At 37.5% G+C, this 16,918-nt stretch carries 17 protein-coding genes and 1 pseudogene; 3 read left to right on the top strand and 15 right to left on the bottom strand.

What is annotated here, in order from left to right:
• Positions 1-193, bottom strand: a 193-nt coding sequence (locus tag PR800_RS17250) for a hypothetical protein (protein ID WP_407072565.1), incomplete at its 3' end; no start/stop codon positions are given.
• Between the two features lie 102 nt (positions 194-295).
• Positions 296-778, bottom strand: a complete 483-nt coding sequence (locus tag PR800_RS17245) for a cold-shock protein (protein WP_102140602.1) — start codon at positions 776-778, stop codon at positions 296-298.
• 183 nt (positions 779-961) lie between these two features.
• Here PR800_RS17245 and PR800_RS17240 point away from each other — a divergent pair, with 183 nt between their 5' ends.
• Complete coding sequence (locus PR800_RS17240) at positions 962-1,651, top strand: RluA family pseudouridine synthase (RefSeq protein ID WP_102140601.1); 690 nt, start codon at positions 962-964, stop codon at positions 1,649-1,651.
• Between the two features lie 31 nt (positions 1,652-1,682).
• Here PR800_RS17240 and PR800_RS17235 read toward each other — a convergent pair whose 3' ends face one another.
• From PR800_RS17235 to PR800_RS17190, 10 genes are all read right to left on the bottom strand, one after another.
• On the bottom strand, positions 1,683-2,222 hold the full coding sequence (locus tag PR800_RS17235; protein ID WP_272531187.1) for a DUF2058 domain-containing protein: 540 nt from the start codon (positions 2,220-2,222) through the stop codon (positions 1,683-1,685).
• Positions 2,223-2,450: 228 nt separating this feature from the next.
• Positions 2,451-3,452 (bottom strand): fimbrial protein, encoded by a 1,002-nt coding sequence (locus tag PR800_RS17230; RefSeq protein WP_229597502.1) that lies wholly within the window; start codon positions 3,450-3,452, stop codon positions 2,451-2,453.
• A 13-nt stretch (positions 3,453-3,465) separates the two neighbouring features.
• Entirely contained in the window at positions 3,466-4,032 is a 567-nt protein-coding gene (locus tag PR800_RS17225) for a fimbrial protein (protein WP_102140598.1), read from the bottom strand.
• 39 nt (positions 4,033-4,071) lie between these two features.
• Positions 4,072-4,689 carry a fimbrial protein gene (locus tag PR800_RS17220; RefSeq protein WP_102140597.1) on the bottom strand — a complete coding sequence of 206 codons (618 nt, stop codon included), beginning with the start codon at positions 4,687-4,689 and terminating at the stop codon, positions 4,072-4,074.
• 8 nt (positions 4,690-4,697) lie between these two features.
• Positions 4,698-5,447: a fimbria/pilus periplasmic chaperone gene (locus tag PR800_RS17215; RefSeq protein ID WP_102140596.1), complete on the bottom strand. Its 750-nt coding sequence runs from the start codon at positions 5,445-5,447 to the stop codon at positions 4,698-4,700.
• Positions 5,448-5,460: 13 nt separating this feature from the next.
• Positions 5,461-7,992: an outer membrane usher protein gene (locus PR800_RS17210; protein ID WP_102140595.1), complete on the bottom strand. Its 2,532-nt coding sequence runs from the start codon at positions 7,990-7,992 to the stop codon at positions 5,461-5,463.
• Between the two features lie 29 nt (positions 7,993-8,021).
• The gene (locus PR800_RS17205; protein ID WP_229597500.1) at positions 8,022-8,549 is read right to left on the bottom strand and encodes a fimbrial protein; all 528 of its coding nucleotides are present in this window, start codon (positions 8,547-8,549) and stop codon (positions 8,022-8,024) included.
• Between the two features lie 84 nt (positions 8,550-8,633).
• A complete protein-coding gene (locus PR800_RS17200; protein ID WP_102140594.1) occupies positions 8,634-9,197 on the bottom strand; it encodes a fimbrial protein in 564 nt (187 codons plus the stop codon).
• A gap of 82 nt (positions 9,198-9,279) precedes the next feature.
• Positions 9,280-9,669: a helix-turn-helix domain-containing protein gene (locus PR800_RS17195; RefSeq protein ID WP_102140593.1), complete on the bottom strand. Its 390-nt coding sequence runs from the start codon at positions 9,667-9,669 to the stop codon at positions 9,280-9,282.
• 940 nt (positions 9,670-10,609) lie between these two features.
• Positions 10,610-11,167 (bottom strand): tyrosine-type DNA invertase, encoded by a 558-nt coding sequence (locus PR800_RS17190; protein ID WP_102140592.1) that lies wholly within the window; start codon positions 11,165-11,167, stop codon positions 10,610-10,612.
• A 336-nt stretch (positions 11,168-11,503) separates the two neighbouring features.
• Between PR800_RS17190 and PR800_RS17185 the strand changes: the two genes are divergently transcribed.
• Positions 11,504-11,866: a YibL family ribosome-associated protein gene (locus PR800_RS17185; protein WP_102140591.1), complete on the top strand. Its 363-nt coding sequence runs from the start codon at positions 11,504-11,506 to the stop codon at positions 11,864-11,866.
• A 231-nt stretch (positions 11,867-12,097) separates the two neighbouring features.
• On the opposite strand, the pseudogene PR800_RS17180 reads toward PR800_RS17185, so the two are convergent.
• Both PR800_RS17180 and PR800_RS17175 read right to left on the bottom strand, forming a co-directional pair.
• Positions 12,098-13,143, bottom strand: a pseudogene (locus tag PR800_RS17180) (alpha/beta hydrolase).
• Positions 13,144-13,279: 136 nt separating this feature from the next.
• Positions 13,280-14,431 (bottom strand): MFS transporter, encoded by a 1,152-nt coding sequence (locus tag PR800_RS17175; protein WP_272531186.1) that lies wholly within the window; start codon positions 14,429-14,431, stop codon positions 13,280-13,282.
• 111 nt (positions 14,432-14,542) lie between these two features.
• Between PR800_RS17175 and PR800_RS17170 the strand changes: the two genes are divergently transcribed.
• A complete protein-coding gene (locus PR800_RS17170) occupies positions 14,543-15,457 on the top strand; it encodes a LysR family transcriptional regulator (RefSeq protein ID WP_206277024.1) in 915 nt (304 codons plus the stop codon).
• Between the two features lie 376 nt (positions 15,458-15,833).
• Here the strand turns inward: PR800_RS17170 and PR800_RS17165 are convergent, their stop codons facing one another.
• Positions 15,834-16,868: a virulence RhuM family protein gene (locus PR800_RS17165; protein ID WP_195697994.1), complete on the bottom strand. Its 1,035-nt coding sequence runs from the start codon at positions 16,866-16,868 to the stop codon at positions 15,834-15,836.
• Positions 16,869-16,918 lie beyond the last annotated feature (50 nt).

The following is a 16,918-nucleotide window of genomic DNA, read 5'->3' as shown; positions in this document are numbered from 1 at the left end:
TTAAGGTATTTCCAGATGCTAAATAAACGACAGCGGTTGTTTGATCCGTGCTGGTACAGTTTCTTAAGCCAATAGGAAAACTTTTTGAGACTGTATCATTCTTAATTTCACTGACTGTTGTCACACCCGATGCATTACCCAATATAATTTCATTAGGAACATCAATTTCACACGTTTTAGCTAAAAATATCATCCTCGTTGGTATCGAGAAATGCTAAAAAAAGAAATGAAAGATGGGATCAAAAATAGACAAGCAAACAGCGCCCAAAGGTGACGCTGTTTACCTTACAAGAAATCACTTAAATTTAAGTTGTTTCACAGCCTCATCGATATCAATTTCATCTTCCGAAAATGTCAACGATGCTCCATGTAACGTGCTAATTTCTAATTTTTTCAATGAACGCATTTGGTTAGGTTTATCTGATTTTGGTTTAATACTATTCATTAATGCACCAATTGATAACACGGTATTTTCTTTATCAATATGCGTATCCGCAGGTACTTCTACCGAATAAACACGATAGGATTTGATTGATGTAATCTTAATCCGTTCACCTGCAATATAAATGTACTTACTTTCAGGTATGACTTTGACCGCAAAAGCAGATAACCCTTTATTATTTGTCGTCGGTTCAAAAGTGACTGCGGCATTTTTTTTAATCAAATCTGGGTTGGCAACCTTAACCACATGAAAATAACGGTTATCGCCATTCTCATCTTTGATAAATCCAAAACCTTTATCTTCGAACCATGTTGTGATCGTTCCATTCATTGCCATTACCGCCTAATTAATCTTTTATTGACTCAGTTTTTACAACGCGCAGTATAGAGCACAATGCGTGCGCAGACTACGGCTTTGCTTTTAGTCTGAGTGATAAATTTACCCGATGCAAGCGGCAAGCATTCGCCTGCCTAATAAAAATTGGTTATTATCAACAACCATTTTTTGTTGGAAAGGCTAATGACTGAAATCATCGACACCTTTATTGCTCCGCCTTGTCACGATGAGATAGAAATTATCTATCAAGATGAGTATCTGGTTCTTATTAATAAGCCAAGCGGCCTACTCAGCCTTTCTGGAAAAAACCCACAAAACCTAGACTCCGTCCATCACCGATTAGTACAAATATTCCCAGAATGTACTCTTGTTCATCGTCTCGATTTTGGTACATCAGGGTTGATGGTAGTTGCTCGCAATAAAGCAATTAATGCCGCACTGAGCCAGCAATTTAGCCAACGTACCGTAACAAAAATATATCAAGCGCTACTTTGTGGCCACTTAACTGATGATAAAGGTGTCATTGATGCGGCAATAGCAAAAGACCCTGCACAGTTTCCCCGCATGTCTCTTTGTGAAATTAATGGCAAACCTGCCCGCTCTCACTATCAAGTAATTGAGCGCCTATATCACCCATTAGATAATGGCACATTGCTTCCAGTAACCCGAGTCCAATTAATTCCAGAAACAGGTCGAACGCATCAGCTTCGTATTCATTGCCAACAATTAGGCCACCCTATATTAGGCTGTGACTTATATGGAGGCCAAATACCAGAGCATGCATCTCGGCTCATGTTACATGCCAGCGAACTGCATTTTGTTCATCCCATTAGCCAAGAAAGAGTTAATACTCACTGTGCGAGCCCGTTTTAACGCCAAAGCTACGGCTTAAATTTGACGAGTATTACCACATCAGGTCGTCAGGGATCTTAAAGTCCGCATACGGGTCATCTTCATCCTGTTCTTCTTGGCTTAGCGCATTGTTGAGTACGATGCTATCTGCATCTCTTTGCATTATTTTATCCGCGACGCTTGCTGGGATAATCACATACTCGTTAATATCACTGTTATCAATCGCTAAACGAGCAATAGCCAGACGCCCACTGATCAGTTGCGTTTGTGTTATCTTGTCTACAACAACTTGCTTGATAACGTTGTTATCGGTGAAATTAAAACTAATATCTCCCTTTGAAATATCAACTTTATTCATTTCAATAAGTTGTTTGACTTGCGCTTTGAACTCTTTGGATTGCACCATTTGTTTATGCTGCTCACTCAATTGCTTATCACGCTCAAGCTGTGCTTTTTTATTCTCTTCTACGGCTTCCCTTGCTTCACGCGCTTGAACGCGTGATTTTTTAGCCGTTCTTTGCACTTTCGCCATTTTCTTACTGGTGACTAATCCTGCTTTTAGCATTTGCTCTTGTAAGGTGAGTTTTGCCATCTTCGCCTCTAAATCTATCGGATAATTATGTGATTATACCTGTAGCAATTGAGGCCGGATAGGCTTTGAGCTTCATTGATGGAGAAATTATGTGATGTTATTTAAGAAAATATGCTAACGATGATAATTTAAAATTCGGCGTGTTTAACTTATTTTGTCTAATCTAAAATGTGCTTATGCGAAAAAATAGAGGCTTTCATCCACATAAAAACCTCTCTACTTCAATAGCTACGGAGTGGACATAATAATGGTAGCTGCTGAACTAAACTGGCCTTCTATCAATTCATTTGGAGATAAATTAGGTTTTTTAACTAGCGTGAACATTAGTGTATCTCTACCATGCCCATTTTCTATTTTTGAATCGAAATGCCCATTCATAGGGGAAACTCTTTGCCCTTGATGATAAATCTCAACACCTAATCCCGGCATAATAGGACCTTGACTACCAATATCTCCAGTTCTAACAAGTAAAGCATCAGATGAAAAAGTCGAAGTTTCTCCACTAATAATCATCTTTATTGGCGCTGTCAGATTATTATCTTCACAACTATAAGTGATTTCTGCGTTACGTTGAAAACGACTTGCACTTCCCACCGTTGAAATACCCGATGCATTTACTGTTTCAAAATCAACAATGATGATTTGGTTATCATTGATATCACACGTACCCGTTCCAACAACCACGTCATTACCTGCATAGAAATTCCATTTAAAATAAGCATGGTCAATATGCTGATTACTATTTACAAATGTCGCATATTTATGGAGATCTAACGTCATCAGCAAATCGCCTTTTCTTACCAAAACTGATGGCGTTGGTTTAACATTTACCTGTAAATATAATTTAATTTGTAAAGGTTCACTTGCTGTGGTTAAACGAAATACTTGAATTTCTTTACCACTAAATGGTGCTAAATAGTAAGCGCCACGTACGACCACACCCGCTTTTAATTCTGGGTTATTCTTAAATGTAGGACCAAGGTCAGCACCCGTCACATTTAAATAATCAACGTAAGCACTAGGTGCTTCATTACGGCAGGTCATAAAATCACTCACATCCGCGAATTCATTTATACGATTAGGTACAGCAAAAATATCATTATCGAGAGGAACATCATAAATACTTTGTGTTCCCCCACCAACTTCTTGTCCTCCATTAGTTTTACATTGGAACGCAAAAATAGTTGGGGAAAATAATAAGGTTGCGAGAAGTAATATTAATATCTTCATTGTTGCTGATACCTTAATCATAAATTAAACTAAAAATAGCGGTTGCAGTAAAATGACCAAATGCAATACTTTTATTTTTTATTGCATCAGGTTCCCCTTGCACATTCGCATTAAAACTTAAAATATTCGTGCCATTCTCTAGATTGTATGCAGGTGTCGTACTATTAATGGGAATTTTTTTACCACTATACTCTAAGATTTCAATTCCGATACCTGAAGCCATGCTGCCAGAATCTAATGCAAGAAGGCCAGGTAAGTTGATATTCTCATTTCCTGTAAACTTAACGGTCACCGTTCTAAAGATACTATTATCACAGTCATCTAAATGAATATTAAAATTTTCAAGTGGCGTTTTTTGGTTAATATAGAGGTACTTATTAACAATAGTACCAAAGTCCACAATGATATTTTCATCACCCGGTCTTACTGTACAAGCTTCAGCGACAAGCTGTCCTCGTATCTTAATTTCACCGATTTGACCATTTTTTGCCTGACTCTGTAACGAAAAAAATAACAAACTTAATAGCATCGAGAGTATTATTTTTTTAAATTTATAAAAATTGAAATTTAAGTTATTCATATAAATACCTTCAATGCTATATCAGAAAACCTATTAAGATTATTCATACGTTATTTGAAAAGAAATAACACTTCGATAAGCTCCAGCCTGTAATTTTTCTGCAATTCTTACGGGAGCTACATAATAAGTTAAAATATTTTGCCCCGTAGAAATAAGCTCAGGTTCACTGTACTCACCAAAAGCAATTTCTTTTCCTTTAGGATTAGTTATCTGTAATCCAAGCCCATTCACACCTTCAACTCTCGCAATATTCGGTCTAAAAGGGACAACTGGCGTAATAAACCTAATTTTCATGCCAGGCTGAGAAATACTCCATGTAACATTACCTGATTTATTGTTTCTCAAAACCGTTGGGGTTTCGATACAATCCAATAACTCGATGTTTATCGGCGTCTTGTGGCCTTGGGCACCAATTGTTTTTAATGATGCAGTTTCAATATTTCCTAAATCAACGGATTGAAATGCAGAATCCATCGATAAATGGCATGCACTCTCCGTTAATGAGCCATAAACGAAAATTTTGCCATTTGCACCTTCAACATCCCAATTACCTGTTGTGTTATAAAAGGCATTATTTGATGTCGCATATATCACAGATGAATGAAATATAAGAGATAATCCAAAGAGTAAGGAAAAGCTTTTTTGATTAATCATCATTTTCCTCTCTATTTATTTTCAGGAACAACCTGACATGTATTTGCTTGACATTTAAATTGAAGTTTTGGACGGCCACCATAGTCATTTATATAGGTCAATACTGGGTTTGCCCCTACAGTAGAGCTTGGAACCCCTAATTTTTCTTCACTAAATGGTGCAACCATAACTGCCTTAAAATTCTGGTTTACGGGTGAATTTTTTCGCTCGGCCGCACCAATAATCGTAATATAAAAAGGAGTTGGGTTTTTAATGATATATTGGTCGCCTTGTTTAATAAGCTGTGTTTTTTCTTGCCAAGGATTATTCAACATTTCAGTTTCGCTTAGCATGATACTTTTAGGGCGATAAAATAATTTAATTTTGCTTTGTAACGCTAATTGCAAAACATTCGGTTTATCACTTTTTGGCGGGATCTCCCTTAAATTAAAGTAATAAACACTTTCTCTATCCTGAGGTAACTGGTTAATTTCAGGAAGTGCCTCAATACGGACTTGGCTTGATTTTTCGGGCTCAACTCTCTGCACTGGAGGTAATACCGCAAACGGTGAAGTAATTTTTACCCCTTGAATATTTTCAACCCACCCTTGGGCCAAATAAGGTAGCTGATTATTTTTATTCGTAATAGTAATTGAAACGCTTTTTTGATCGCCATTAAAAATAACTCGGGTTCTATCTAAAGCAATTGCCGAGAACGCACTTCCGCTAACTAAACTGCTTAATAAAATAGTACTGATATATAAATTAGTTAATTTTTTCATAGCAATCACTCATTTACAGATTATTATCTGCTTCATTACGTTTATTTGATAATGGTTTACAAGGAATGAATAATCCTTGGTTAATTGTTTCTAAGTTTTCAGGAAAATTAATTTCACATTGTGCTTCACCACCCCAATGAATAATCATGACTTCATTTGGATTGATACCACTAACATAGGCATATCCATTATCAGTAACTATTCCCGTTTCTTTTCCTTTCAAATTCGTGATCTGAGCGCCAAATGGCGGTGCAGAACCGTCAGACATACGCATTGAAAGCATCATCTTTTCACCAGACAATACATTAAATTTGCGATAGCCAATCGCGCCTTCTGTTAATGTCGCTTGAACAATAGAATCCGTTACCTCGGCATTATTCGGTAATGCATTTAAATCGACTTTAACTTTACTGCGGTAGTAGCTATTTAAGTCAGGAACAACCACTTTACCAAATGCATTTGATGCAATAGGGATCCCTCGGTCTGATACGGGAATTTTAGCCACACCATCAGTGTCGATCAGCAAACGAGTTCCGCCAATATTTGAGACTCGGTGAGCATCCGCACCATTTAAAGTCATGGTAAATCCACCTTGTGCCCCTACCCCAAATGACGTGTAATTATTATGAATATAGCTAGCATTCGCAGTTAACTTAGTATTATCACCATAATGGGTAATATAGGTGCTTGCGGTTCCACCTTTGTTGGTTGAGCCTGCACTGACTTGATAATTGGTTCTATCTGACAATTTGTCATAATAGGTTGCTCGATTAACGGTATCATCCCGTGTTGCTTGTAATGAATAACCAATATTTGCACCATTTCCCCAAGGCATTGAAGCTGAGATATACAGGCCATCATCATTTGTTTCGTTATATTTATTACGATAGGCCGATAACGAAATATTAATATTCTTCAGGCTTCCCCAATCTAAGGTTTTTGTCACCATTAAATTGTAGCGATTACTTTCTGGCTTATCCCAATAGGTTTGGTGCGAGTAGTTTAAATACGCTGTAATTCTCGATTCTCTAAAGTTTTTATTTAAAGAAATCACATACATTTCTTTATTACTACCTTGACGCTCACCAGAATCTTTAGCCGTTAAAAAATCGGTTACAGTCATAAAACTGCGTTCTGAGAATCGGTAACCTGCGAACTGAACTTGGCTATCATAGTCATCAAAACGTTTTGAATAGTTTATTCGATAAGAATTACCTGTGAGTTTTTTATCATTAGGAATATTTGCAATAGAATGCGTAATATCGAAAGATAAGGCACCAAATGCCAATAAGTCACGACCGACACCCACGTTAAATGCATTATAGTCTTGGCTATTTAGTGAACCTGCAAGCAATGACCAACCATTAGTGACACCCCAGGACATTTCACCACTCGCAAATGTATCTCCATTAACATGATGACTCATATCCGTTGGGCGACCCATCGCTAATTTATATCGAATACTACCTGGTCGAGTTAAATAAGGGATATTGGCTGTTTCAACCTGATATTCTTGAACCGAACCATCCTGCTCTTCGATTCGAACATCCAGTTTTCCCGTCGTCGCATCACTTAAATTTTGGATACGGAAAGGACCCGCAGCGACTTGTTCTTGATAAATAATTCGCCCTTGTTGGCTAACAATCACCGTCGCATTTGTCGTCGCAACACCTGTTATTTCAGGTGCATACCCACGTAAATTAGGTGGTAACATTAAGATATCAGAGCGTAAGCTAACACCTGTAAATCGAAAACTATCGAATAAATCGGTGTTAAAATAGTCCTCACCCAAGGTCAATTTTGCTTTAATACTGGTTAACGCTTTGTAGGCGTATAACCGGCTCCATTGAAAGTCATGCTCATTTTTACTATTCGAGCCAGTTTCTCGTTGAGCACGCCCCTGCCAATCCCCCCTAAAGCGCCATGCACCAAGGTTCACACCTGCGACACCATTTGCTGTCACATTATAGTTACTATTGTTATCATGAGGCTTATTCGCTCTTGCGTTGATATTGTAGTCTAAAATAGCCCCTGAGATTCCTTCATCCCACAGAGAAGGCGGATCCCAGTTAGCTGTTCTATATTCAAGGTAGGCTTGAGGTATACTCAGATACAACGTTGAGTCCGATAAATCCCCTCGTGCTTGAAAGCCGGGTAAGCTGCGTAAATCAAGGCACTCATTATTATGCCACCACGTAATTTGCTTCAACGAACTGGCTGTTAATCCTAGCTGCTGGACTTGCTCTGGTGTGATACAAACGAGGCTATCTTCAGGGTCATTTTCTGGCGCATAGAATGAAAACCGTTGCTCAGGTAAAGTTTCTTTATTTACTTGTACTTTAAGAGGATAAGTGCCAGGCATAATATAGCCTGCCCGTGAGAATTGTTTAATATCAATGTTTTTTTTGTCTTCTAAATCAAATAATGCCGTATTAAATTGTATGGTATCGGCAGCATATAACTGAGCGGATAATGCCCCAAATGTAATCATTATCGTTGTCGTTATTATATTTATTTTGTGTTGTTTAAAAAACATAAAAAACATCCCTAAAACACCAATATAATTTCTTAGAATTAATAATAATCGACCTTGAACCTTAATAAGGTTTGGTAATTACCCGCTTTAACAGGATGATAATTGGTGACTAATTGCATTTGATATTTCAGGATCATTGTCCCTGGTGTAATTCCTAATGCAGGTAATGGCTTTCCTGGTGTAATGGAATATCCCGATATATCATGCAATGCCAATTGCACTCCTTTTGCTTCACCCGAGAGTGTGAAAAAATCACCTTCTGATGGACCATCAAAAGTGACTTCGAGTGAATTCCATTCGTTATTATCTTTCGAATATTTTTCCCAACGACAATCAATGAGCTTAATATCGAATTCTTTTATGGGGCCTTTCCCAACTTCACGAATATAGCTTGTTGGAAGTACCCCCATATTAATGGTCTGATCCCTAGACCCAATATCTATTGCGCAGGCAGTATCGACTATTTCGCCATTCATCGTGACTTTTCCCCATCCATGAGATGATGCAGCCATTTGTGGCGAAAGAAATAATGTTAGAAGAAATAGGGAAGATACTTTTCTTCGCAAATAGATAAATCCTTTCACTTTAACCTCTGACTTAATTTGGTGATTAATAGAGGAACACAAAGGTATTCCTCTTAAACTAATCAATTAGTTATAAGTTAAGGTAAAGTTAGTTACGCCTTCGAATTTACCTAATGGAATTTTATCAACCGCAACGTTTGCACCTTGTACATAAGCGCTATAACGTAATGTATTATCACCCGCTTGTAATTGATGTTCTTGAGCTGTTGCAACTCCCATATCTAACGCTGCGCCATTAGTATCCGTTAATTGAATACCCACGTTGCCAGCAATAGTTGTATCTGTTGCGTCTAAGCCTGTTACTCCAAGTAATTTAGAGTTGAAAGCAGCGCTAGAACCAGAGAATGTGATACTCACTTTATCGTTGTACACTTTATCATCTGCATCTTTCGGGAATACACAGTCTTCCAATTCAATATTGAATTGCTTCGCGCTAGAAGTACCGCCATTCGCTAAAACAGAGTTAGCGATTTGGCCTAACCATACTGTTTGGTCAATAGAATCTGAACTAATTGAGCAAGGTGCATCGATGATTTCACCTTTAAATGTGACTTTACCATGCCCTTGATCAGCGAGTGCTGGAGATGCAATAGCGGCAGAAACTAGTGCGGCTAAAAATACTTTTTTCATTTGAACCTCATTTATATATAACAACGTGATGATTACCCAACATAATGTAGGGCATAGTTAGAATTTATTATTTTTAAAATAACTATTTGCTGTATAAAGAATTTAAAATAATTTCTGTTTGTCGATTAAAAATATAATGGTAGTTATCCTTTTCATCGGATAAACATGCACTATTATGAATAAATGAATTAGCACTAGGGTTTTTTTCATTTATTTTCAATGATACACTGTCAAAAAATGCACTTGGGCTAATTTCTAGATAGAATAAAATTGAAAATAGCATTCCACAGTTAATGCTACATATTCCTCTTTCATAACGAGATATTTGTTGTTGTGATATATTTAATTTTTTAGCTAGATCACTACCACTAAGTCCTTTCTCTTTTCTAAGATGCGATAATTCCATGCCAATTTGTTCAGTTAGTATTTTCTGAAAGCTATCTATACTGGTCTTTAATTTATTACTTTTCATATCTCACCAATAAAGCCTTATGTAATGTGGCAAAACAATCAGAACCGCTCGCAAAATAAACAATTTATTTTTTGAAATGCAAAAAAAAACGCAACAAAATAAATCAAAATGTTGCGTTAAATGAGTTTTAGGTAAATTGTTTTATATATAAGAATCGTCAGGATTAAAATCTTTAATTTATACTTTATACTGGATAAATTAGATAATTTAACTAGTGGGTTTTATTTCAAAAAAAATCATAAATGATAACTTTTTGTTGTTAATGACAAATTTTTACATTAATTAATAATTACCTCTAAAATGCATTGCAGCAACAGAGTTTTATGCTGTTTGATTTTAGTTAGTCTGATAATTATACTTATTAGGTAATTTGAACATTTTGATTTATTATGTTGCATTATGCATTGATTTTCATAGGTATTTTATTTATCCAATTGATTATTATTGATAATTGATTAATTTTTTTGTTATATTTTATATTGCTGTATTTTAAAACATCAATTAAAGGTTTTTAACTTACAAAAACCAAAAATATGAATTTATCATCTAAATGATTTCACTTACATCGTGCCGTTTCACAGAGCGGCTTTATTGGATAATCAAAAATAGACTATTATTGTGAAGAAAATGATTAAAATATGATAATAATTAGTTAACCACGAAAGTGATTTGCTGACACTCTTAATTTGAGTAATTAAATCATGATAATTCAAAAAAAAAGAATAAATAAAATTATTAACTAATTTTGTTTTTAGTGACTGGAAAATAAATTATTTGAGTATGCTATTTATGGGTTTAAAAATAATCATTGCCCTTAATATGCATAAGAATACCTCAGTTTTATAAAATCAATCACCTAAATAACCGAGGTATTCTTGATGTTTAGTTCATATTATTATGTTTAGCGTTAGCTTTATGTTGACACAACTCATTAAATTACTTATTGATTCGACCAAATACCACTAAATCTTTTTTCATTACTAGCAGTATAAATTACAGTATGGGCGATATTTCGATGTCCTAAATAATCTTGGATTAATCGAGTGTCCCTACCCAAATCAGCTAAAGCATAGCCGCATGCATGCCTTAGCATATGAGGATGAAGCTTTACAGGAAGCCCTGCAATTTTCCCATACTGCTCAAATAAGCGATAAATTTGATAACGAGAAATTTGGCTTCCCTTTTGTGAAATGAATAAACAATCTGACCCTGCTGTTTTCCAAGAATCTCTTTCAACTAGCCATTTTTCAATCGCATTAAACTCTTCGGGGATTATAGGCTGTACGGTAGACAGCCCTCCTTTTAGTCTCCTAATAAATATCACTTTCTGCGCCAAATCAATATCAGCCATTGTGATATGAGTGAGCTCACTAACTCTTAATCCATGCAGAAAGCTCATTAATAACAAGCAATAGTCTCGATTAGGATAGCGACCTTGCTTTGTAGCATCCAATAAAGAATTAACTTCTGTACGTGTAATAAATTTACGTTTAGTCATTATGATCTCATCTATACCTCATTATATTTCGCTATATACCAACGATAAATTAACTAAAAATAATAATTTTCCAGAAAATTAAATATAATATGTCAGAAAAGTCAGTGATGATACCGAAATGCAACAACTTAATCATGATGTCACTAGGATATAAAAAACGAAATATGATGAATAGTTGAGTGGAAATTGATTTATAAGGTAGTTATATTGTTTTCATTGCATGAACGATGAACGATAAAGGTAACCTCACATGGGCATTAGCCTGTATCCCTTTTCCCCCCTTATCTAGAATAGTGTATACTTGCCAGCAAGAAATTTATCCACGGTTAATGAACAATGAAAGAAATTGAAAAAACACAAATTAAACTTCTTAGCGACCGTTTAGACCTTATTCGTCACCAGATGGCAAGTATGCAGCTGACGAGTGAAGTAGAAAAACATTCAGAGCTAGAGAAAGAAAAAGCGACACTGGAAATTGAAATCGCTCGCCTGAAAGCGCTGCGTAACAAAAAACTAAGCAAAGAAGCGCAAAAGCTTGTAGATATGCCATTCAAGCGCCCCATCACTAAGAAAGAACAAGCCGACCTTGGCAAACTGAAAAAGTCAGTGCGAGGCTTAATAATCGTCCATCCAATGACGGCATTAGGCCGTGAAATGGAACTGGATGTTATGACGGGTTTTGCTAAAACTGATTTTTAGTTAAAAATCATCCCAATTAAAGTCTGCAATACCTAACGAATACTGGAAGGTTCTTAATACACTTTTCGTGATTATGAACCGCTAGCCAGTAATTCAACCGTTAATCATCCCCCCTTTGATCAGATACTGTTTCTGTATTACCTACTGGCGAAATTGAGTGCCACCAACAGATCGAACGCGGTAACTGACAGCAAGCACATTATTTTACTAAAAAATAATGCGCTACTATATTTATAAATTCTGTTGAAAGAAAACAGTGAGTTTATCGAAAGGGATCTTGCTTGGATTATCATATAAATCAACATGATCAGCATTTGGAATAATCAAGAGTTCTTTAGGTTCTGAAGCCACTTTGTACACATCTTCTGAATAATAACGAGAATGTGCATTTTCCCCCGCAATCAGCAAAATTGGTTTTGGTGATATCATTTCAATATTGGTATGCATTGGAAAATTAAAAAAAGATATAGGCGTTGTTGCTGTCCACGCGGTTGTTGAATTAATTGAACGAGGATGAAAACCTCGAGGAGTACGGTAATAATCAAAAAATGCGGCTAATACAGGCGGTGCATTCTCTGGCAAAGTCTCCGGTAAAACACGTTGCCCCTCGATAATATTGCCATCCTCATCGAATGGCACCTCATGGTAACCTAAAGCATAGTGTCCATTTTTGCATCTTTCCAGCGCCGCTGGCTAAGATAATCAATCACTTTATGTCGTTCTTCAATGGTGTAACTATCTTGGTACCCGCGGCTAATACTGCGAGACATATCGTACATTGATGCCGTCGCTACGGCTTTAATACGTGAATCGCTACTCGCTGCGGTTAAAGCCATACCACTTAATCCACAAATAGCTAGCACCCCAATACGATTACGGTCAACATTTGGCTGTAGACCTAAAAAATCAACAGCCGCACTAAAATCTTCCGTATTGATATCCGCAGAAGCAACATTTCGAGGCTCACCACCACTTTCCCCCGTAAAAGAGGGATCAAATGCGAGAGTAATAAAACCACGCTCTGCTAATGTTTGCGCATACAACCCCGAAGACTGCTCTTTTACTGCGCCAAATGGACCACTCAATACAATCGCAGAAAATAATCCACCACTATGTTTAGGTTGATATAAATCTCCGACTAAGGCTAAACCATAACGATTTTTGAATGTGACTTTTTTATGTTCAACCTTATCACTTTTTACAAAGGTTTTATCCCATAGCTCACTGAAATTTGTACTTGGTTGCGCTAATACTGGCGCTGTAATTATCGATGCCATACCTGCAACAGCAATACTTGCCCCCGTTAATTTCAATAAATCTCTACGTTCATGATCCATAATGTACATCCTCTTTTAGTCATTTCTTTGGAAAAGCTCTATCACCACTTGTTTTGGTAATATTCCAGCCCATGGGTTATGTTTCCTTTTCAGCCTTTGCTGTGCACTGAACAAGTATTGCTGCAACTACAAGAAATAACGCACTGATTGCAAAAGTACTTTCATAGCCCATCAAATCAAATACTATGCCTCCCACCGAAGCACCTGAGGCAATGGAAAGTTGGATCACTGCGACCATCAACCCCCCTCCTGCTTCTGTGTTATTTGAAAATATTCGAGGTATCCAGCTCCACCAACCAACAGGCGCGGCAGTCGCGATAAACCCCCAAAGACTCAATAATACGGTGGCAGCAAGAGTGGAATAGCCAAAGAAAATAAGTGATACAGCAATACTGGCCATCAATAATGGAATCGTGATTAATATTTGATAGAACCCTATTTTTAATACACGATTAATCAGTAAAGTTCCGATAAATCCAGTAATACCAATAAGTAACAAGATAAATGTCACCATCGAGATATCGACTTTTACCACGGTCTCAAGAAAAGGGCGCACATAGGTAAATAAGGTAAATTGCCCCATAAAAAATAGACCGATAGCAAGCATACCCAGTGTGACAACCCGGTATTTAAAAAAGCTAAAAATACTGAGAATCTGAGGCGTATTTTGATGACTATTCGGAGCAGTTGGCATTGAGGGTAAACTCACCCATAACCACACAATAGTTGAGCCTAAATAAGCCCCTAAAGGTGCAGCAATAACCGTTGCTAGTGCATTGCCGCTATTGAAAATAGCCAGTGCCTTAGGAACTTGATCTATCGGTACAAGGCGCATTGCTATCGCGGCAGACATAGACCAAAAACCGCCAACAACAACACCGATTAGCGCACGGCCAACCATATAAACATAATAATTAGGAGCCAAAGCAATCATTGCACCTGACAGCCCCATTAAGAACGCGAGCCCGAGCAATAAAGTTTTACGATTTAAATGACGAGTCAGCGCAGAAATAAATAAACTCGTTATGACAGCAAATATTCCTGAGATCGTAATACCTTGTCCTGCCATGCCTTCAGTTACCTGAAAATCAAGCGCTAACGGCGTTAACAAGCTCACTGGCATAAATTCTGAGGCAATCAATACAAAAACACATAGCGTCATGGCAAAAACTGCACTCCAATTCGCTCTTTCAGGAAAATTTCGCTTTTGAAAAATGACATTATCCATCAGTTATATTCGCCTATGTACCTACGATATTTAATGGACATCATCATGTCATACAGGTAATAATTTAATTAGTGGGTATAATCTTTATGAACTTATGAGAAAAATTCATTAATGATGAAAGGTAAAATGAATGACTTGCACGCTTTTCTTATCATTGCTCAAGAGCAAAGTTTTACAAAAGCGGCCGCAAGACTGGGTGTGACGCCTTCGGCATTGAGCCATACAATACGACTTTTGGAAGAACGCTTAGGGATCCGGCTTCTCGCAAGAACAACCCGAAATGTTTCAGTGACAGAGGCTGGCGCACAGCTAATGAATGCCATCCACCCATTATTTGAACAGATTGATATTGAACTTAATGCATTAAGTGAGTTACGAGACAGCCCTAGAGGAACTATTCGCTTAAGTTGTACCGATGACCAAATAGAAATTTATATTCGACCAATATTGAATAATTTTTTACAAAAATATCCTGATATCACAATAGAAATATATGTGGACTATGGTTTTACAAACATTGTTGAAGAGCGTTTCGATGCAGGAATTCGAATTGGCGATGATATCAATAAAGACATGATAGCAGTTCGCATTGGGCCAGATTGGCGCTTAATTGCTGTCGCTTCACCGGACTATTTTAAACAGCACCCTAAGCCTTTATTTCCTAACGACTTATCTGAACATCAATGTATCAATATTCGCCATCGTGCTGCGGGGGCTATTTATGCATGGGAATTTAAACAAGATGGCCGTACAACGAGTATAAAAGTGGATGGGCAACTCGTTTTCAATAGTACACTACACCAGTTAAATGCAGCACTTGATGGAATGGGAATAGCCTATATTCCTGAACATTTAGCAGAGCCTTATATTGCCGACGGTAAGTTACAGGCTGTATTAATCGATTATAGCCCTTACTTTGAAGGTTTCCATCTGTATTACCCAAACCGTCGCCAATCCTCACCCGCTTTTATGGCTTTTGTAGAAGCAATAAGGTATCGGAACAAAGGAGTCGCACTATGTGGGTAATGGCGTTGATATTAAATGAGTTTATGGAGTTGGCTAAATAGCAGTACCCCCATTAATGCCCCCAGATTGGCTTTTGAGTGATAGGTTTTTAGAAACAATCATTTCTTTCCTCTATTCTTCTGTACATCACTATTCTTTTTTTAGTTAAAAAATCGATCCTTTTAGGGAGTCCTGAGTTGAGGCAATCAATAACAAAAATACTGCCAAACTTGGTTCACAATCGAAAATATGAGTTGCCCTTGTTTCATATTTTTGTTCTTCCAACAGCTTGAATGATTCATAAGCTTGTGTGTGACTTACCCACTTCAACCCCTTAGTTATCCTGATAAAAGACTAGGGAGCAAAACATTACGCAAAAACTAGCAAGCGGCTTCTTTTATTTACTTTTTTTCAATAAGTCTTTCAACGCCGCAATATTCGCCCTTGCCCCTTCAGCTTCTTTTAATTGGCGACGCTTTTGAGCATAAATATCAAACATTTCTTTGGCTTTTTCGTCAGCAATTTTCTTACTAATCCCACCAGCACCCTGCAAAACTTCACGCTCATTGAAACTTAAAAACTGATCCAGCTTGGTATCCCAATCCTGTAAGAAAACCTGCTTACGGCGCAGTGCTTGGTCTTCGGCAAAGTCGAGCCACATATTGACGATACGGTTTAATTCTTTGAGCTCATTTTCACGTAGATAATTCTTCGCAATCGTCACATCCGTTTTACGAACTTCGTCCGACTTATAGCTGGTTAAGCCCATATCCGGCTGGCTAGCATCTGCACGACTGGCTATAAGCTCAGCAGCAGTCATGCCAGTACAAGCAAAATGCAGTTTGTTTTGAATGGTTTGGAAGAAACGATTGGTTTCTTTATTGGAAGGCTCGTAATCCGCTGCCATAGTGAATATATCTTTCACCCGTAAATACACACGTCGCTCACTGGCGCGAATATCACGGATGCGTTCGAGCATCTCATCAAAGTAATCAGGCACGACTGACTGACCGACAGGCGGGTTCTTCAGTCGTTCATCATCCATCACAAACCCTTTGACCAGATACTGCTCCAGTGTTTGCGTTGCCCATTGACGAAACTGTGTGCCGCGAACCGAACGGACACGGTAACCGACAGCAAGAATGGCAGGTAAGCTATAATGGTCGATCTCTCTGGAGACCTGACGATTTCCCTCTAATCGAACTATCCGGAATTTCCGGATGGTTGCGTTTTGAGCAAGTTCCCCTTCAGAAAAAATATTAACAAGATGTTCGTTAATTGTACGAACATCTTTTCCATACAGTTCAGCAATGGATGCCTGAGATAACCACAGCGTATCAGACTCAAAGCGGCATTCAACGTGAGTTTGGCCATCTTCACTGCGGAACAAAACAAATTCGCCCTGTGGTGCTTCAGGAAGATTGTCGCTCATCAAATTGCCTCCGCTCTCTATACGTTATGCATAAACTATGTCTATACGTT

It is taken from the genome of Providencia sp. PROV205, assembly GCF_028479505.1.
Lineage (GTDB): Bacteria > Pseudomonadota > Gammaproteobacteria > Enterobacterales > Enterobacteriaceae > Providencia > Providencia huaxiensis.
The sequence above is the reverse complement of the archived record's forward strand: the minus strand, read 5'-3'. Positions and strand labels throughout refer to the sequence as shown.